We start from the raw sequence: 19,202 nt of genomic DNA on the forward strand, positions 1-19,202 counted from the left end.
CTAGCGGAAAAGCACAGTGTGATTAAAAGCTTTTATAAATGAGAAAGCTTATATAAATAAAGCTCATATAAATAAAGCTCATATAAATAAAAGTGCCCGATTAACCAATCAGAAAGAATGATTAATCGGGCATTTTTTATTTGAACATTTGAGACATTAGCTTAAAAAACCATTGTTCAAGCTGATTTTGAGCATCAAAAACTAGCGCTTCATCGGTATCAAATGGGCAAGTATCGCCAAHRGCAAAGACGATAAAGCACCACAACCGACAGCAACACAATCGGTTGTTCAAACGAATAACGTACCTTCGTCAAATATAGGCGATGTACCCGATGCTGATTCAAGCATGCCTGTTCAATTACCGGCGACTCAAAATCTGATTACAGTTAACACTGATCAGCTAAACATCAAAATCGACCCAGTCGGTGGTGATATTGTTTATGCTGCACTTGTTGACCATAAAGTTGAAATCGATAGCGATGAAGCTTTTGTTCTTTTAGAGCAAAACGGTGCATTCAATTATATTTCTCAAAGTGGCTTAATCGGACGTGATGGTATTGATAGCAGTACTCATGGTCGTGCTCATTTCTCTGCTGAGTCTGAACTATATGAATTAGCAGCTGGCCAAGACACTTTATCTGTTCCATTAAGTTATGTAGATGCAAATGGCGCAAGCTATACCAAAGTATTTACTTTCACTCGTGGTCAGTTTGATGTGACTGTTGATTACAATGTAAACAACACCACAGCAGCTCCACTTCAAATGCAAATGTATGGTCAGATTAAACAAACCGTTCAAGCATCTGAAAGCAGCATGATGATGCCGACTTACCGTGGTGCAGCATTCTCAACTCAGAGTGTTCGTTACGAAAAGTATGATTTTGACGATATTGCTAAAAGTAACTTAAACCAGCAAACATTAGGTGGTTGGGCAGCAATGCTTCAACATTACTACGTGTCTGCTTGGGTACCACCAGCAAATGATTCAAATACTATTTTCACAAGCATGAGTGCTGGTGGACAAGCTAATATTGGTTTCCGCGGCGCAGTACATGATATTGCTCCAGGTACACAACAAACCATTAGTGCACAGTTCTTTGTTGGTCCTAAAGATCAAAAAGCCCTTTCTGATATTTCAGAAACACTAAACTTAGTTGTCGATTACGGCTTCCTTTGGTGGTTAGCTATCCCAATCTACAAATTACTGATGTTCTTCCAGTCAATCGTGACTAACTGGGGTGTGGCAATTATCTTAATTACGCTTTCTGTACGTGGTCTTTTATACCCACTGACTAAAGCGCAATACACTTCAATGGCGAAAATGCGTAACCTACAGCCAAAGCTTGCTGAACTGAAAGAGCGTTTCGGTGATGACCGTCAGAAGATGGGTCAAGCTATGATGGAGCTGTACAAGAAAGAGAAAGTTAACCCTATGGGTGGCTGTCTTCCTATCTTGCTACAAATGCCAATTTTCATCGCATTGTATTGGGTACTACTAGAAAGTTATGAATTGCGTCATGCACCATTCATGTTGTGGATTGACGATTTATCGGTTCAAGATCCTTACTACGTACTACCGTTATTAATGGGTGTGTCTATGTGGTTAATGCAGAAAATGCAACCAATGGCACCAACCATGGATCCTATGCAAGTTAAAATGATGCAGTGGATGCCAGTTATCTTTACTGTGTTCTTCCTATGGTTCCCATCTGGCCTAGTACTTTACTGGTTAGTAGGTAACTTAGTGGCAATTACACAACAAAAGATTATTTATGCCGGTTTAGAGAAAAAAGGCTTAAAATAAGTCATAGCTCGAACTGATATAATCTTTAAAGGCGGCTATTAAGCCGCCTTTTCCTTTACTATTTTCAACAAGGTTTTCCTCAATGACAGACACTATCGTGGCACAAGCAACCGCACCAGGTCGTGGCGGCGTCGGTATCATTCGTGTATCAGGTGATAAAGCAACTGAAGTCGCTCAAAGTGTTTTAGGCCATTTACCTAAAACTCGCTATGCTGATTACTGCGACTTTAAAAGTGCTTCAGGAGAAGTCATTGATCAAGGGATAGCCTTATTCTTTAAAGGACCAAACTCCTTTACTGGTGAAGACGTATTGGAATTGCAAGGTCATGGCGGCCAAATCGTCTTAGACATGCTAATTAAACGTGTGATGGAAGTTGATGGTCTTCGAATCGCTAAACCTGGTGAGTTTAGTGAACAAGCCTTTATGAACGATAAGCTTGATTTAACCCAAGCTGAAGCCATTGCTGATTTAATTGATGCCACCAGCGAACAAGCAGCTAAAAGCGCGTTAAACTCGCTCCAAGGCGAGTTCTCGGATGAAGTACACCAACTTGTCGAACAAGTCACTAACTTGCGTTTATACGTCGAAGCAGCGATTGATTTCCCAGATGAAGAAGTGGACTTTTTATCGGACGGTAAAATTGCTAATTCACTCTATAAAATCATCGATAAACTTGATTCTGTCCAAGCCAGTGCAAAGCAAGGCTCGATAATCCGTGAAGGCATGAAAGTTGTTATAGCGGGCCGCCCAAATGCGGGAAAGTCGAGTTTACTGAATGCGTTAGCAGGTAAAGAGTCAGCCATTGTGACAGAAATAGCGGGTACGACTCGTGATGTGCTACGTGAACATATTCACCTTGATGGTATGCCACTACACATTATCGATACCGCTGGTTTACGTGACACCGCTGATACCGTTGAGAAAATTGGTATTGAGCGCGCATGGGATGAAATAGCCACAGCTGATCGCGTGTTATTTATGGTTGATGGAACGACGACAACCGACGTGAACCCACATGATATTTGGCCTGACTTTATCGACCGTCTACCATCAAGACTTGGCGTCACTGTTGTACGTAACAAAGCCGATTTAACCGGCGAGCCAGTTATGACCACAGATGAACATGGTTATAACGTTTACCGCATTTCTGCTAAAACAGGTCTAGGCGTTGAAGATCTAAAACAGCACCTTAAGTCACTAATGGGTTATCAAAGTAACCTTGAAGGCGGTTTTATCGCCCGTCGTCGCCATTTAGAAGCATTAGACTTAGCCTCAAGTCACTTACAGTTAGGTAAAGAACAACTGGAAGTGTATTTAGCTGGTGAATTGTTAGCAGAAGAACTGCGAATGGCACAAATGGCCCTCTCTGAAATTACTGGTAAGTTCACCTCAGATGATTTGCTCGGCAAAATCTTTAGTTCTTTTTGTATTGGTAAATAACCCTTATGAATTTAGCAAATACCGTTATCGTACTCGATTTCGAAACCACCGGCTTATCACCTGATAATGGTGACCGCGCCATTGAAATTGGTGCGGTAAAATTAGTGGATGGTGTAGTGGTTGATTCATTTCAAGAATTGATGAACCCAGGGCGTCGAGTAAATAGTTTTATTGAAAACTACACAGGTATTAGCAATGAAATGCTGCAAACAGCTGATGATTGCGAAACCGTCATGGCGCGGTTTGCTGACTTTATTGGAGACTTCAATCTTGTAGCCCATAACGCAAGCTTTGATAAGAAGTTTTTAGATGCTGAATTCAAGCGAATTAATCACCAATACTCTGGACAGTTTGCTTGCTCTTTATTGCTATCACGCAGAATTAACCAAGGTGCGCCCAATCATAAATTAGGGACCTTGGTGGATTATCATCAATTACCCAATGATGGTGTATTTCACCGCGCGTTAGCTGATGCCACCATGACAGGTCATTTATGGCTCCACCAGCTTAATACCATTGCACTACACCGTCCGCATCAAATCATAACATTCGATAATGTTCAAACAATCACTCGTTTACCCAAAGCCAAAGTGATGGATTTTATCAAAAAAATATAATGACAAGTTTTTAATAAAAACAAGATATCGTGAATTAAGTTTAGAATTAATGCCAGCTTGAAAGTTGGCATTTTTTGGTTTTATCACTGTAACCTATTCAATAATTTGTTCAGGCACTTCTAATCCATATCGTTCAAAGTACTGATTTATCTTGCCCGTGTCGCCGTACTCTTTTATCAATCTAGCCACGTCAGAATACAATTTAACTGCTTTAGACTTTTTAGGTATACTGATATACATAGGATTTTCAAAAGTATCTACAAGAGTAATTTTTTCAAATTTACCTTCAAATAACTCAACATTATGAGAAGCTGAGGTAACGGCAACATCTATACGGTTCCTTTCTAACATTCCTACCAATTGCTGTGTTTTACCCACCAGAGTTAATTCCCTACTCTCGAAAGTTGAAAATGTTGGTGAATAAAAGTTACCTCGAATAGCGCCAACTCTATAATTATCGAGTTCTTTATATGATGTTATATCAAGGTCTAATCTAGGAGATTTATAAAAATTCAGGTTTCTTATGTAATAACCGTATGCGATTGGATATAGAAATACTTGTCTTGCTTCAGTCATAGAGTGGCGAATTAATAGGTCTACCTTGCCACTTTCAGCCTCTTTAATAGAACGGATCCATGGAACATTTTCCCAAGTAATCTGATGCCCTAGCTCAATAAAGATATCAGTCATCATTTCAGGAACGACACCTTTGCATTCGCCATTTTCAAAAAATAATTCAGGAGGGTAATTGCGGCAGTGTGCAGTGAATGTTTCAGCAAAGATATTCGAAGAAAAAAATCCAACAAAACAAATGATCAATATTTTCATACGCCTCCTTTTTCATCTAATACTTGCAATAAAGTCACACTTAAACAGTGTAGCTCAAGCAAGCTAATTAGGAATAATATGCGGAGACTTTATCAAGGCTAAGCAAGTATCGAGTACAAAGTTTTACTCCCCACCTTACTAACCTATGCCGCACATTGTTGCTGCGGCATGTTATTTAACCACTCTTCAAATTTTGCTATCCCAGGCAAACGTTTATCTGAATGTCCCAATAACTGCACAATGGCATAGCAATATTGGTAATAAAGTTGAACATCATTGCCATCTTTATCGGCATCATCAGTATTAATCATCGCACCGCGTAAATAGTTAATCACTAACTCGCCCCGATTAAAGCCTTCAACTTTACCAATTTGATTAATCATCGCATCGAACCATAAAAAATAAGCATCATAACTTTGCTGGTATGCTAACTGATAAACCTCACTGGCTTGTGATAACACCTCAGAGTTAGGCATAACTCTTTCAATAACAAAGGTCTTATTGACTAGAGTATCGTGCATTCGCCAGCACTGATGAGCTAAAAATTGAATAAGAGGATCTTGATAATTCTGTTTATCAAGCTTGGCTTGAGCACTCCAGCGATTTAAATCATTAATTGCCACGGCGACCATTAAGTCAGCCTCAGTCGGAAAGTGATTATAAATAGTCCCTTTTGAAATCTGGCTAGCTTTGACTAAATGTGAACGGCATAAATCAAAAGTCTTATGTCCTTTTAAGCATCTTTGCGACACTTCAACTAAGTACTCGCCTCTTTGTTGCCAACTACTCATGACGCATCCCTTACTTTTATCAAAATTATGTTATCAGCTCACATTCACACGATAACAAGCTTTTTACTAATTCGATATTAAGTAATACTGATACCACTATGAACTATTTCAATAGCTAGGTTTTCTAAAGCCAATGTTAAAAATTGAATTACTAGAAAGCTTCATCGCTGTCGCCGAAAACGGCAATCTCTCAAAGGCTGCAGAACAAATTTTTCGAACTCAATCTGCGTTGAGTTTGCAAATTAAAAAGCTTGAAGAGAGTGTCGGACAACCATTATTAATTCGCGATAATAAAGGCGTAACGCTGACAGAGTCAGGTGTCACTTTACTTAACTACGCCTATAAAATGATGCAGCTTAATTCACAAGCTTTAGATGATTTGAAAGATTGTCAAAATCGAGAAATTATTCGACTTGGTGTGCCAACAGACTATATAAAACGTTACTTGAGTAGCTGTTTACTTGAATTTATTCGTGAATTTACCCGCATAGAATTAGTGATTGATACTGACGTGAGTGGCAACCTTTACAAACGCCTGCAACAAGGTGAATTTGATGTCATCGTAGCGACTCATTGGCAAACACCAGCAAATGGTGAATTGTTATTTGAACGACGCTTTCATTGGGTTGCAGCCAAAAATGGTAATGCTCATAAACGTAGTACGATTCCAATGGCTTTATACCCAGAAAACTGCCCTATTCGCGCCCAAGTATTTGCTAACCATCAACTGACAATGCGATCAATCAACGTATTACTATCAACACCTTCACCGCAAGCCTTATGCATGGCAGTCGAAAATGATCTGGCAATAGCCCCTGTTGCCGAGTTTAGGATCAACGATAATATGCAAATATTAGATCCCGTTGAACATGGCCTACCCATTTTACCTGTGTTCAATGAGGCGCTATATCTCAATCCTGATACTCAAACAGATGCAACCCAGCAACTGATCACTCTAATCAAAGCCAATGTTGAAAACTTAGCAGAAGTGGCTGATAGCTAGGGCCTGTTGATCTTTGCTGGTTAAGTTTTGTTCGAAAAAAAAGCGTTTTAATCGAGGCGGATGAGTTAATGCCTAGTTATCTAAGCACCTTTTATAAACAAAGATGCATCCAACAAAGAGTAAAACGCTTTTAGTCGAACCCTTTGGGCAGCGTTTGTTGGCCATTTTTACAGCGTTATCGACTTTTTATGTAGAATAACTACACCACAAAGTCTCTTCCTTGTATAAATGGCCAACAATTCGCTGCAAAAACAACCTTGAAAGATCAACAGGCCCTAATAATTCAAAACGATTAAAAAACAAAAAGCCCCTAACCAGATAGTTAGAGGCTTTCAGAAGACTTCATAAATGAATTAAAATGGGGAAATTAATAACTCATTATTTGTACTAGCTCAATCTTCTTTTGAGACGTGACAATTAAGTATTATTTTTTGTGCTTATCATACTTAAACGTATGACAATTACTACAAATCGGCTCTTTCGCTTTATGTTCACTGTGACATTCCTGACAAGGTAACTCTTTACCGTAATGTAAGTTGTTATGTGGGTTTTGCCACTTATCTTCTTCACTACGAGCAGTCGTTTCAGCAAGTTCATCTACGTCATGACACTGCTGACAAGCTTGATCCGATGGAAATTGCTTAATGCCATTGTCATGACAGGCTTTACAATCCTTACCTATCACTTCTTGGTGATGGGCTCTAATTTCTACTGCTTGAACTGTTGCGCTGCTTAAACAAAGTAAACCCATTGCAAGCATCATCTTTAATGTTTTCATCAATAATTCCTCTTGTGTTTTGGGGCTAAGCTTTCATCATGCTGCGGGCGGCTGTCATTCCCATGACCATACATTCAGGAATAGAACAACTACCTAAACGACTCACACCATGGATCCCACCACACACTTCACCTGCGGCATATAAACCAGCAATAGGATTACCAGTAAAGCTGTCTTTTACTTCTGCTTTAGTGGTAATTTGCACGCCACCTTGGCAGTAATGTACTTTTGGCCATAAACGAACAACGGTAAATGGTGCTTCAATATACTTGTCTTTCGCCTTAGTCATATTCTTGCCAAATTGAGTATCTTCACCAGATTTAACGTACTGGTTATATTCTTCAATTTGGGTTTTAAGTGCTTTAGTGGGTACTTTAAAGTGAGAAGCAAGTTCTTCGATAGAATCAAACTTCCAGCCCACATTGTACTTAATCACTTTCTTAGTATTAGGATGCTTTTTAGAATCCTTATAACTAGTGATTAAGATTGGAGGTAGTGCATTTCCTTTTTCATCACGACATGCAAGCTCAGCATCTGCACGAGTTTTACGGTCAGCAATTTCGTTCATAAAGCGTTTACCTGTTAAACGGTTAATCGCAATTGAATGAGGGAAATTGTAAATAGAATAGTTAGACACATAACCAAAACCACCTTCATCAGGTGATGCCCAAGGGCCTGATTGAATATGCGCTAAATGAACAGGTACCGCACCTAAGCGGAACATTTCATACATGCCTTCGCCTGTCGCACCAGGTGCATTGGTACAACCTACTTCAGAGGTTAATGTTGGGTCTTGCGCCATACGAAGATTAACGTTTTGAGCAAAACCACCTGTCGCCATAATCACACCGCGTTTGGCACGAATATTAATGACTTTACCAGGCTGGTCTTCATCAAAGTGGTAGTTATCACGCATTTTAACGCCAAGTACTTCGCCGTTATCACCAATCAAGAAACCTTCAAACTTTGAGCGGTTATGAGTATGAACACCCAATTCACGACACTTATGCAATAAAGGTTGGGTGATACCAGCACCACAACTCACGGTTGTTTGGTATGTACGTGCAACTGAATGACCACCAAGTTGTTGCAAGTATGGATGGTACTCAGAGCCCGCATCAAAAGTCATTTGTAATGCTTCCATTGCATGTTCTGCAACATGGCGAAGCAATGCCTCATCGGCAATACCACGTCCTGCAGCCATTTGATCAGCGACCATGCGATCAACAGAATCTTTTACGCCTTCTTTAGATTGCATTGGCGTTCCTGGTGCTGCAAATAAGCCACCATTAATAGCTGAATTACCACCAAAGTAAGACATTTTTTCAAAAATATGGACATCTTTTGCGCCCAGTTTTGTTGCCTCAATCCCTGCAGCTAAGCCAGCAAAACCCGAACCAATAATAACGATTTCAACTTCTTTATCCCACTTAACACCGTCCGCTTTTTCAGAAACAGCCATCGCTGGAGCTACCATTGCAGCACCTGCTGCTACACCTAACCCTGCGATAAATTTACGGCGTCCTAACAGATCTACATTACTCATAGGTCATCACCCTTTGTTTAAATTGACCTAACCATCATAAAGATGGAATCAATTCCAAAAAGGGAATTAAACAGCAGTTAGATATATATAAAGGAGTAGATTTTCAAAAGTTAAATAAAGCTCATATTTTAATCAAATATGGACGTAAGATAGCGATTTGGAACAGATTCCAAATCGTTAATTAGGGTTTATAAACTAAATGCTAAAGCAAACAGTTCTAAAAGAAGCTGCAAAAATTACTTTTGCGAAAGGCACGCTGTCAGTTTATCCACTAGTAATCTGACTTTTGGTGACAAATGACGGTTATGGGGATATAAAGCCCAAATACCTTCTTGCTCTTGCTGAAATGAAGCTAACAAAACTTTCAACTTATTATCAGCAATGGACTGTTTAACGTAATAACCAGGTAATTGCACAATACCTAAACCTTTTAATGCAGCATCAAGCAAACTTATCCCACTGCTACATTGCAAGTTGCCCTGCACCTTTATGCTTCTGTCTTTACCTGACTCATTAAAATGCCAGTGAGGTTGAGAGCCTATTAAACAATTATGCTGGCTCAGTTCAGATAAAGTATACGGCGCCCCAAAGCGATTAATGTATTCTGGTGCTGCGCAAACAAACTGCTCACGACTGGTTAATCGTTTTGCCATCATACTTGAGTCCGCTAGTCTCCCTAGTCGAATAGCCAAGTCATAGCCACCTTCAACTAAGTCTAATTGCCGATTAGTTAACTCACAAATGACTTCTACATCTGGATATTGCTGCATATAGTCAGTCACTATCGGCATAATAAATTTTTCACCGTAAGTCACAGGGGCTGTCAGTTTAATCATGCCTTGAGGTTTATTCTGTAAACTCGTTATCGCCCGCTCAGCTTCTTCAAGTCCATCGATAACTTGTCGGCAATGACGGTAAAAAACATGCCCTTCTTCAGTAAGAGAGACTTTCCTTGTAGTGCGATAAAACAGTTTAGTATTTAATCTATTTTCAATTTGACTAATTTGACGACTGACTTGCGCTGTTGAAATCGACAAACGCTTGCCTGCCGCAGTAAAACTATCGGTTTCAGCTACCGCGACAAACTCATAAACTCCTTCCCATGGCAGCATTATTACTCACTCGTAAAAGTTATTTGCAATTTAAGCTTATTATCAACTGACAGAAAATAAATACAATAGCTCTATCGCTACAAAATCTCATCTACACTTTGTAGATCTGAATATATTCGTTCATCAGTCATAAGGACAAACACAATGTCAGCACAATTTATAAAATCTAAAGCCGCTGTAGCTTGGGGACCAGGACAACCATTATCGGTTGAAGAAGTTGATGTTATGTATCCAAAAGCCGGTGAAGTCATGGTAAAAATTATCGCTTCTGGTGTTTGTCACACAGATGCGTTTACATTATCTGGCGATGATCCTGAAGGTGTTTTCCCTGCAATTCTGGGTCATGAAGGCGGCGGAATTGTAGAGATGGTAGGTGAAGGTGTAACCAGCGTAAAAGTCGGTGATCATGTTATCCCACTTTACACTGCAGAATGTGGCAAGTGTAAATTCTGTACTTCAGGTAAAACAAACTTGTGTAGTGCTGTTCGCGAGACCCAAGGAAAAGGCTTAATGCCTGATGGCACCACGCGTTTTTATAAAGATGGCGAACCAATTTTCCATTACATGGGTTGTTCAACATTTTCTGAATACACAGTACTACCTGAAATTTCGCTAGCAAAAGTCAATAAAGATGCGCCATTAGAAGAAGTGTGTTTACTCGGTTGTGGTGTAACAACCGGTATGGGCGCAGTACTCAATACAGCTAAAGTCCAAAAAGGCGATACCGTTGCAATCTTCGGGTTAGGTGGTATTGGGTTATCGGCAATTATTGGTGCAACCATGGCAGGTGCATCACATATTATTGGTATTGATCTCAATGAGTCAAAATTTGAGCTCGCCACTAAATTAGGCGCGACAGATTGTATTAACCCTAAAAACTACGACAAACCAATCCAAGATGTGATTGTTGAGCTGACAGATGGCGGCGTAGATTTTTCATTTGAATGTATTGGTAATGTCAATGTCATGCGCAGCGCACTTGAGTGTTGTCATAAAGGTTGGGGCGAATCTGTCATTATTGGTGTAGCAGGTGCAGGCCAAGAAATCTCAACTCGTCCATTCCAATTAGTCACTGGTCGTGTCTGGAAAGGCAGTGCATTTGGTGGTGTAAAAGGTCGCAGTGAATTACCTGGTATTGTTGATCAGTACTTAAATGGTGAATTTAAGCTCGATCACTTTATTACCCACACCATGGGTCTTGAAGGAATTAATGATGCATTTGATCTAATGCACAGTGGTGAAAGCATTCGCAGTGTGATCCACTTTGATAAATAACGTCATTATCAGTAAATGAAACGCACCGGCCTTGTTTATTAAAATAAACAAGGCTGAATTGTTTAGTATTACCAGTAAAAGGTTCCCAAATGACCATTGAAAATATCAGCAGTAATAAAGTCTTTGGCGGATGGTTAAAACAATACACCCATACTTCAACTACGGTAAATTGCAGTATGCGTTTTGCTATTTATTTACCACCGCAAGCGGCGACCCAAAAAGTCCCCGTACTTTATTGGTTATCAGGGCTAACTTGTACCGATGAAAATGTGATGCAAAAATCTGGCATTCAGCGTATTGCTGCTGAACTTGGCATTGCCATTGTCGCACCAGATACGAGTCCACGAGGCGAAAATGTCGCTGATGATGCCGATGGCGCTTACGACTTTGGTTTAGGTGCAGGTTTTTATTTAAATGCCACCCAAGCTCCATTCAATACTCATTATCAAATGTATGACTATGTTGTAAATGAATTGCCTGAATTGGTAGAGCAACATTTTCCAGTCACTGATAAACGCAGTATAAGTGGTCATTCAATGGGCGGACATGGCGCTATAACAATTGGCCTTAAAAATGCCGATCGATATCTGTCTATATCAGCGTTTAGTCCTATTTGTAATCCGATGGATTGCCTATGGGGTCAAAAAGCATTTAATGGCTATTTAGGTCTAAATAAACAAGATTGGCTTGAATATGACAGCGTTGAGTTAATGAAAGCATCAAACTCAAAGATTCCTATGCTGGTGGATCAAGGCACTGATGATAACTTCCTAACTGATCAACTAAAACCTGAGTCTTTAGTTGATGCCGCTAAAATAAAAGACTATCCACTGACTTTACGCATGCAGCAAGGTTATGATCATAGCTACTTCTTTATTAGTAGCTTTATCGAAGAACATCTTCGTTTTCATAGTGAATACTTATTAGCAGAGTGAAACTTTAATCCAATAAAATAAAAAGGAGTGAGGCTGAATAGTCTCACTCCTTTTTATTAAATTTAAATTATTAATTCAATTGGTTAGTTTTAAGTTTAGCAAAATACAGTTTCGATGCTTGTCTGACTTTCGGTGCTAATAGAATAGCTGAAGTCATAGTAGGAATAGCCATTAAAGCGTACGCTGCATCAATAATATTCACAATTTCGCGTAAGCTCGCCGTAGCAGCAAATAAAATGGCACATAAAAAGAAGTATTGGTAATAACGTAATCGCTGACGGCCAAATAAAAAAGCAAAACATTGACCGCCATAAAAAGCCTGCGTAAAGATGGTACTAATACTGAAAAAGACAACACACAGGATCAGTAAATAAGGGCCGACTCCAGGCATCGTTATTTCAAACGCTTGTGCAGACAGATTTACCCCTTCAGCTTCAGTTCCTTGCCAAACCCCTGAGATAAGAATGATCATCGCGGTGGCCGTGCACACAATTAAGGTATCGATTGCAGGGCCAAGCATAGCAACCAGTCCTTCTTTTACTGGTTCATTGGTTTTAGCACTACCATGTGCCATCACTTCAGTACCAATACCCGCTTCGTTTGAAAAAGCAGCTCGGCGTATACCGATCAGCATAGTACCTAATATGCCACCACCTACTGAATTTAGTGAAAAAGCCTCAGTAATGATCAATTCAAAATAACCGGGAACATCCTCTAAGTGAGTGGCAATAACATAAAAAGCGCAGCTCATATAAATGAAGATCATTAACGGCACGACTTTAGATGCAACAGAGGCAATTCGTTTGATCCCGCCTAAAATAACGCTAGCAACAATCAACATCACCACAATACCTAAAGATAAATCGATCCAAAAAGTCGACTCACTTGCAGGGAAATAACCAGGTTTTACAATCAACCACTCACGAATGATCTGCACTAATTGATTGGAATTGAATAACGGAAAGTTACCGACTAAGCCTACAACACAAAAAAACACGGCTAAAAAATGCCACTTTTTCGATAATCCCTGAGTAATGATGTACATGGGACCACCCTGCACATCGCCATTCTCATCCTTACCTCGATACATAATAGCTAAAGTACAGGTAAAGAATTTAGTCGCCATTCCCACAATAGCGCTGATCCACATCCAAAAAATAGCCCCCGGACCACCCACCATAATAGCAACGGCCACACTACCAATATTGCCCATTCCCACAGTGCCTGCCATCGCACTGGATAACGCACCAGCATGGCTAATATGTCCTTCAGCTCCCTTATCTGGGTGCTTTCCACGGACAATATTAATGGCATGACCAATATAACGAAAAGGGATAAACCTAGAATAAATAAGGAAAAATAAACCGCCACCGACTAAAAGAACCAACATGTGTGGCCCCCATGCTAAATCAGCAATTTCAGCCGTAATTGAAACTAGAGACATAAATAAGTTACACATTTGTTAAAGGTTATCTTTGAAAATACGGACAAAAACCGCTTTGTGCAATGACAAATCTGCGTAAACTATGACGTAAACTCAGGCTAATAATGATCAAACTTAGGTATTAACATGGCAAAAATAGAGATATTAGTGGGCACAACCCAAGGCGGAACAGAATATGTAGCAGACGATATGGCTGCTCAATTAACCAATTTAGGTCATCAAGTCGCGATACATTTAAGCCCAAATCTAACTGATTTAGACCTTAATTCACTGTGGATCATTGTTTGTTCTACACATGGAGCAGGCGATCTTCCAGACAATATTGAGCCTTTTTATCAACAATTGATCGGCACAAATGAAGATCTCAGCTCCTTAAAATACGCATTATGTGCCATTGGTGATTCAAGCTACGACACTTTTTGCCAAGGGCCTGAAAAAATAATTTATCAGCTCGATCTTTTACACGCAAAAGCAATTGTGAATAAGATCCAAGTGGATGTACAAATGGATCCTGTACCTGAAGATGCTGCTTTAGCTTGGTTAGCAGAATGGCAAAGCAATATTAAATAGATCTAATCCTTTAATATCTTTATTTATACTCACAGTAATAGTTAACCTTATCCACAATAAGTTATTTTTAAAGATAACTATGTGGATAAGCTATTATTTTATCCGATCATAACTTTGTATTGATCCACAGCTGATCTTGTTAATGATCCCCCCTGTGGATAAGTAAGCGATCTATCCCCAAGATATATTGATTTAGATCGCAGCTAGATCACAGGATCGTTTTATCATTAACCAATGATTATTAAAGATAAATAGGCTTTTCCACAGAAAAGGTCGATCCTAATAGTAACAGTAATAAAAAGATCTATTTAAAGATCTTAAGATCTATTAAGCGAAGCGTGTCTGATCAAATTGAGAAAATTGATCATTCCCGAAAGGCAAAGCAAGTGCTAAAATACTCGGCTGATACAGTATGTCGATTTTAAAATCTGATTTATTTGTAAATTAGAAAATTACTTTTACCCAAGGTTACAAAATGCATTTTCATGAACGGTTTGATGTTATTGTTGTTGGTGGTGGTCATGCCGGAACGGAAGCGGCACTTGCAGCAGCAAGAATGGGTTCAAAAACCCTATTACTGACTCACAATATCGATACCCTTGGACAAATGTCTTGTAACCCAGCCATTGGCGGGATTGGTAAAGGTCATTTGGTTAAAGAAATTGATGCTTTAGGTGGTGCAATGGCAACAGCCACTGACTTCGCAGGTATTCAATTTAGAACCTTAAATTCGAGTAAAGGCCCAGCGGTTAGAGCAACTCGTGCTCAAGCAGATCGAGCCCTATACCGTCAAAAAATACAACAAATCCTTCAACATCAACCCAACTTACGTATTTTTCAACAAGCTGTTGATGATTTAGTTGTTGAAAACAATAAGGTTATTGGTGTTGTCACTCAGATGGGATTAGCATTTGAGTCGCCAAGTGTAGTGTTAACTACTGGTACTTTCCTAAGCGGTAAAATTCATATTGGATTAGAAAATTACAGTGGTGGACGAGCTGGCGATCCACCAGCGATTGCATTGGCAAACCGTTTAAAAGAATTACCAATTCGTGTTGGACGCCTTAAAACAGGGACTCCACCAAGAATCGATGCAAACACCATTGATTTTGACAAGATGCAAGAGCAAAAAGGTGATGATCCATTACCTGTAATGTCTTTTATCGGTGATGTAAGTCAACACCCACAGCAAGTATCTTGTTATATCACTCATACCAATGAGAAAACTCACGATATTATTCGTGGAGGACTTGATCGCAGCCCAATGTATTCTGGGGTTATTGAAGGCATTGGCCCAAGATACTGCCCATCTATTGAAGATAAAATTAATCGTTTTGCAGACAAGACTTCACATCAAATTTTTATTGAACCTGAAGGTTTAACGACCAATGAGATCTACCCAAATGGGATCTCAACCAGTTTACCTTTTGACGTGCAATTAAATTTAGTTCGATCAATTCAAGGCATGGAAAATGCTGAGATCATTCGACCTGGTTATGCCATTGAGTACGATTATTTCGATCCAAGAGATCTTAAAAACTCATTAGAAACAAAAAATATTGATGGATTGTTCTTTGCTGGACAGATCAACGGTACCACTGGTTATGAAGAAGCGGGTGCGCAAGGTTTACTTGCAGGTATGAACGCATCTTTGCAAGTTCAAGGCAAAGAAGCTTGGTGCCCAAGACGTGATCAAGCTTATATCGGCGTTTTAGTTGATGATTTATCAACCCTTGGCACAAAAGAGCCATATCGTATGTTTACTAGTCGTGCTGAATATCGATTATTACTACGTGAAGATAATGCAGATTTGCGCTTGACTGAAAAAGGCCGTGAACTTGGCTTAGTTGATGATGAACGTTGGCAAAAGTTTAGCGAAAAAAGAGAATCGATTGAAACTGAACTGCAGCGTTTACGCAGCAATTGGGTTCATAATAACTCGCCTTTGTTAGATGTATTAAACCCTGAGTTAAATACACCTATTTCTCGTGAAGCATCATTTGAAGACTTATTACGTCGTCCAGAAATGGATTACAAAAAGTTAATGGCCTTAGAAGGTTTTGGTCCAGCCATTGAAGATGAACGTGCTGCAGAGCAAGTGCAGATCCAAGTTAAATATTCTGGCTATATCCAAAGACAGCAAGGTGAAATCGATAAAGCTATTCGCCATGAAACGACCAATTTACCATTGGATCTTGATTATCAAGAAGTCGCAGGCTTATCGAATGAAGTGATCGCTAAGATGAATGAGCATAAACCAGAAACGATTGGACAAGCTTCTCGGATCTCTGGAATGACGCCAGCAGCAATTTCAATTTTACTGGTTCATCTTAAAAAACGTGGTTTATTGCGTAAAACTGCTTAATTACCAGTAAAAAGTTGTGTTTTAACTAATAAGGGAAGCTTTGAGGCTTCCCTTAGTCATTTCTGCCATTCATAATACCCGATGATTTATGACTCCCTTTGATTTTGAGGTTACTTAGCGTGCTAGCCGATCAACTTAAAACTTATCTAGCTGAAACCAATATTTCGGCAACTGAAACTCAACAGCAACAATTGGTTGGGTTTGTTACCATGCTAAATAAATGGAATAAAGCCTATAACCTGACATCAGTCAGAGATCCTGAACAGATGTTAATCCGTCATGTTATGGACAGTTTGGTGGTTTCTCCTTATCTTAAGGGACAAAGGTTCATTGATGTTGGTACCGGACCAGGCTTACCAGGGATCCCATTAGCGATTTTAAATCCAGATAAAGAATTTGTTCTACTGGATAGCTTAGGGAAGCGGATCCGTTTTCAAAAGCAAGTTCAGTTTGAATTGAAGATCAATAACATGACATCTGTTGAAAGTCGTGTTGAGGCATATGAACCTGAGCAAAAATTTGATGGTGTGATCAGCCGCGCTTTTGCTTCAATTGAAGATATGCTGAGTTGGTGTCACCACTTACCAGCTGAAAATGGTCAATTTTATGCGCTTAAAGGCCAATTGAGTGATGCTGAATTAACCAGTATTCCTGCTGGATTTGATGTTGTGGAAACCATTACATTGAAAGTGCCAAAGTTAGATGAGCAAAGACATCTGTTAAAGATAGTGAAAAAATAATCGCGCTTACAAAGAATAAATATTATCGGACATCGTAAATATGTCCTTAGGGTGAACACGTGGGTAAAATCATTGCCGTAGCCAACCAGAAAGGTGGCGTAGGAAAAACAACAACTTGTGTTAATTTAGCAGCCTCGCTTGCGGCCACAAAACGCAAGGTGCTGTTAATCGATCTTGATCCACAAGGTAATGCCACTATGGGCAGTGGTGTCGACAAATATGAAGTTGAAAATACCGCTTATGAGCTATTAGTCGAAGAAAAGCCGTTTGCTGAAATAGTCATTAAAGACACCACAGGTAAATATGATCTGATTGCCGGAAATGGTGATGTCACCGCGGCAGAAATTAAATTAATGGAGTTTTTCGCCAGAGAAATTCGATTAAAAAATGCATTGGCAGAAGTCAAAGATGATTATGACTTTATCTTTATTGATTGTCCGCCTTCTTTGAATATGTTGACGGTAAATGCCATGTCAGCTGCAGATTCAGTATTAGTGCCGATGCAATGCGAATACTATGCATTGGAGGGATTAACAGCCCTAATTGATACCATTACAAAGTTAGGTGCAATGGTTAATCCTACGCTTTGTATAGAGGGGATCTTACGTACTATGTACGATCCACGTAATCGATTATCTAACGATGTGTCGGATCAGCTAAAGCAACATTTTGGCGAAAAAGTATATCGCACAGTAATCCCACGAAATATTCGTTTAGCTGAAGCACCAAGTTTTGGTGCACCGGCGATGTATTACGATAAGTCCAGTGCTGGTGCAAAAGCCTATTTAGCTCTAGCAGGTGAAATCATTCGCCGCGCAGAGCAACAAACAGAATCTAATTAAGCGTAAGGGAATAAAATGACGTTAAAAAAGCGCGGTTTAGGTAAGGGCTTGGATGCATTATTAAGTAACAGTAATGCTGCCAGTCGTAAAACTGAACAGACTCAAACAAAAGCTGATGCCATCGAAGCACCAAAGGAAGATGGTTTACTCATGCTTGACTTAGATTTACTGCAGTCTGGAAAGTACCAACCGCGTAAAGACATGTCACCTGAGGCGTTAGAAGAGCTTGCTGAGTCAATTAAATCACAAGGGGTGATTCAACCAATTGTGGTGCGTAAAATTGATGCTGAAAAATACGAAATTATTGCTGGCGAACGCCGTTGGAGAGCATCGCAAATTGCTCAATTAGACAAGGTTCCGTGTATTGTAAAACAGGTTCCTGATGAGTCTGCTGTTGCTATTGCTTTGATAGAAAATATCCAACGAGAAGATTTAAATGCAATGGAAGAAGCGATTGCATTACAACGTTTGCTAGAAGAATTCGAATTAACTCATCAGCAAACTGCAGACGCCGTCGGAAAATCTAGAGCAAGTGTGTCTAACTTATTACGTTTAAATAGTTTAAATGAGCCAGTAAAGCGTTTATTAGAGTATGGCGATATTGATATGGGTCATGCCCGAGCCTTACTTGCTATTGACGGTGAAGAGCAAACTAATTTAGCTAGATTAGTCGCTTCTAAAGAAATGACAGTTCGAGAAACTGAACGATTAGTCAATAAAGCCCTAAATCCTACTAAAGAAGCTGAAAAGCCAGCTAAAGATCATGATGTAACCCGCTTGGAGCAACAGTTAATTGAAAAGCTAGGTGCTAAAGTGGCGATTAATCATGGCAGTAAAGGCAAAGGTAAAATTGTAATAAACTACCAAGATCTTGCTGAATTGGATGGAATACTTAGCAAAATCCACTAAATCCCTCAACAAAGTCATTTCAATAGTAACTTTGTAACAAGGCGTAATTTTGACTTTTTAGAAATTTAGAGCCAAATCGCGCCTAATATCACTGTTTAACCTCTCATCAAAGTTGCAAACAAGGTGTGAAAAGGTATACTTTGCATGCTTTTTTTCCTGTCTGAGTTGTTAATGATCACATTAATGACCTAGCGGAAAAATA

16 protein-coding genes and 1 pseudogene are annotated in these 19,202 nt (G+C 39.5%); 11 read left to right on the top strand and 6 right to left on the bottom strand.

Going from position 1 to position 19,202, the window contains the following annotated elements; translation table 11 throughout:
• Positions 1-250: 250 nt before the first annotated feature.
• From yidC to FNZ24_RS15920, 3 genes and pseudogenes are all read left to right on the top strand, one after another.
• Positions 251-1,804, top strand: a pseudogene (yidC, locus tag FNZ24_RS15910) (membrane protein insertase YidC); the annotation flags it as partial.
• 82 nt (positions 1,805-1,886) lie between these two features.
• Complete coding sequence (gene mnmE / locus FNZ24_RS15915) at positions 1,887-3,245, top strand: tRNA uridine-5-carboxymethylaminomethyl(34) synthesis GTPase MnmE (protein WP_153915742.1); 1,359 nt, start codon at positions 1,887-1,889, stop codon at positions 3,243-3,245.
• Between the two features lie 5 nt (positions 3,246-3,250).
• Positions 3,251-3,862, top strand: a complete 612-nt coding sequence (locus tag FNZ24_RS15920; RefSeq protein ID WP_153915744.1) for a PolC-type DNA polymerase III — start codon at positions 3,251-3,253, stop codon at positions 3,860-3,862.
• Positions 3,863-3,955: 93 nt separating this feature from the next.
• Here the strand turns inward: FNZ24_RS15920 and FNZ24_RS15925 are convergent, their stop codons facing one another.
• Together FNZ24_RS15925 and FNZ24_RS15930 are read right to left on the bottom strand one after the other, a co-directional pair.
• Complete coding sequence (locus FNZ24_RS15925; protein WP_153915746.1) at positions 3,956-4,690, bottom strand: substrate-binding periplasmic protein; 735 nt, start codon at positions 4,688-4,690, stop codon at positions 3,956-3,958.
• Between the two features lie 143 nt (positions 4,691-4,833).
• On the bottom strand, positions 4,834-5,481 hold the full coding sequence (locus tag FNZ24_RS15930) for a TetR/AcrR family transcriptional regulator (RefSeq protein ID WP_153915748.1): 648 nt from the start codon (positions 5,479-5,481) through the stop codon (positions 4,834-4,836).
• A gap of 133 nt (positions 5,482-5,614) precedes the next feature.
• Here FNZ24_RS15930 and FNZ24_RS15935 point away from each other — a divergent pair, with 133 nt between their 5' ends.
• Positions 5,615-6,484: a LysR family transcriptional regulator gene (locus tag FNZ24_RS15935; protein ID WP_153915750.1), complete on the top strand. Its 870-nt coding sequence runs from the start codon at positions 5,615-5,617 to the stop codon at positions 6,482-6,484.
• 424 nt (positions 6,485-6,908) lie between these two features.
• On the opposite strand, the gene FNZ24_RS15940 is transcribed toward FNZ24_RS15935, so the two are convergent.
• From FNZ24_RS15940 to FNZ24_RS15950, 3 genes are all read right to left on the bottom strand, one after another.
• Positions 6,909-7,262, bottom strand: a complete 354-nt coding sequence (locus FNZ24_RS15940; RefSeq protein ID WP_153915752.1) for a cytochrome c3 family protein — start codon at positions 7,260-7,262, stop codon at positions 6,909-6,911.
• 25 nt (positions 7,263-7,287) lie between these two features.
• Positions 7,288-8,808, bottom strand: coding sequence for a flavocytochrome c (locus tag FNZ24_RS15945; protein WP_153915754.1), 1,521 nt, complete (start codon positions 8,806-8,808; stop codon positions 7,288-7,290).
• A 236-nt stretch (positions 8,809-9,044) separates the two neighbouring features.
• Complete coding sequence (locus FNZ24_RS15950; RefSeq protein ID WP_153915756.1) at positions 9,045-9,920, bottom strand: LysR substrate-binding domain-containing protein; 876 nt, start codon at positions 9,918-9,920, stop codon at positions 9,045-9,047.
• A 144-nt stretch (positions 9,921-10,064) separates the two neighbouring features.
• Here FNZ24_RS15950 and FNZ24_RS15955 point away from each other — a divergent pair, with 144 nt between their 5' ends.
• Together FNZ24_RS15955 and fghA are read left to right on the top strand one after the other, a co-directional pair.
• Complete coding sequence (locus FNZ24_RS15955) at positions 10,065-11,195, top strand: S-(hydroxymethyl)glutathione dehydrogenase/class III alcohol dehydrogenase (RefSeq protein ID WP_153915758.1); 1,131 nt, start codon at positions 10,065-10,067, stop codon at positions 11,193-11,195.
• Between the two features lie 89 nt (positions 11,196-11,284).
• Positions 11,285-12,130 (top strand): S-formylglutathione hydrolase, encoded by an 846-nt coding sequence (gene fghA, locus FNZ24_RS15960; RefSeq protein ID WP_153915760.1) that lies wholly within the window; start codon positions 11,285-11,287, stop codon positions 12,128-12,130.
• Positions 12,131-12,200: 70 nt separating this feature from the next.
• Here fghA and FNZ24_RS15965 read toward each other — a convergent pair whose 3' ends face one another.
• A complete protein-coding gene (locus tag FNZ24_RS15965; RefSeq protein ID WP_153915762.1) occupies positions 12,201-13,574 on the bottom strand; it encodes an alanine/glycine:cation symporter family protein in 1,374 nt (457 codons plus the stop codon).
• A gap of 126 nt (positions 13,575-13,700) precedes the next feature.
• Between FNZ24_RS15965 and mioC the strand changes: the two genes are divergently transcribed.
• The 5 genes from mioC (at position 13,701) to FNZ24_RS15990 (ending at position 19,000) form a co-directional block, all read left to right on the top strand.
• Positions 13,701-14,144, top strand: coding sequence for an FMN-binding protein MioC (mioC, locus tag FNZ24_RS15970; RefSeq protein ID WP_153915764.1), 444 nt, complete (start codon positions 13,701-13,703; stop codon positions 14,142-14,144).
• A 475-nt stretch (positions 14,145-14,619) separates the two neighbouring features.
• Positions 14,620-16,509 (top strand): tRNA uridine-5-carboxymethylaminomethyl(34) synthesis enzyme MnmG, encoded by a 1,890-nt coding sequence (gene mnmG / locus FNZ24_RS15975; protein WP_153915766.1) that lies wholly within the window; start codon positions 14,620-14,622, stop codon positions 16,507-16,509.
• Between the two features lie 119 nt (positions 16,510-16,628).
• On the top strand, positions 16,629-17,249 hold the full coding sequence (gene rsmG, locus FNZ24_RS15980; protein WP_153915768.1) for a 16S rRNA (guanine(527)-N(7))-methyltransferase RsmG: 621 nt from the start codon (positions 16,629-16,631) through the stop codon (positions 17,247-17,249).
• A gap of 59 nt (positions 17,250-17,308) precedes the next feature.
• Positions 17,309-18,091 carry a ParA family protein gene (locus tag FNZ24_RS15985; protein WP_153915771.1) on the top strand — a complete coding sequence of 261 codons (783 nt, stop codon included), beginning with the start codon at positions 17,309-17,311 and terminating at the stop codon, positions 18,089-18,091.
• Between the two features lie 15 nt (positions 18,092-18,106).
• Positions 18,107-19,000, top strand: coding sequence for a ParB/RepB/Spo0J family partition protein (locus FNZ24_RS15990; protein WP_153915773.1), 894 nt, complete (start codon positions 18,107-18,109; stop codon positions 18,998-19,000).
• Positions 19,001-19,202 lie beyond the last annotated feature (202 nt).

This window comes from Shewanella sp. TC10 (genome assembly GCF_009663145.1).
In the GTDB taxonomy this organism is placed as follows: Bacteria; Pseudomonadota; Gammaproteobacteria; order Enterobacterales; family Shewanellaceae; genus Shewanella.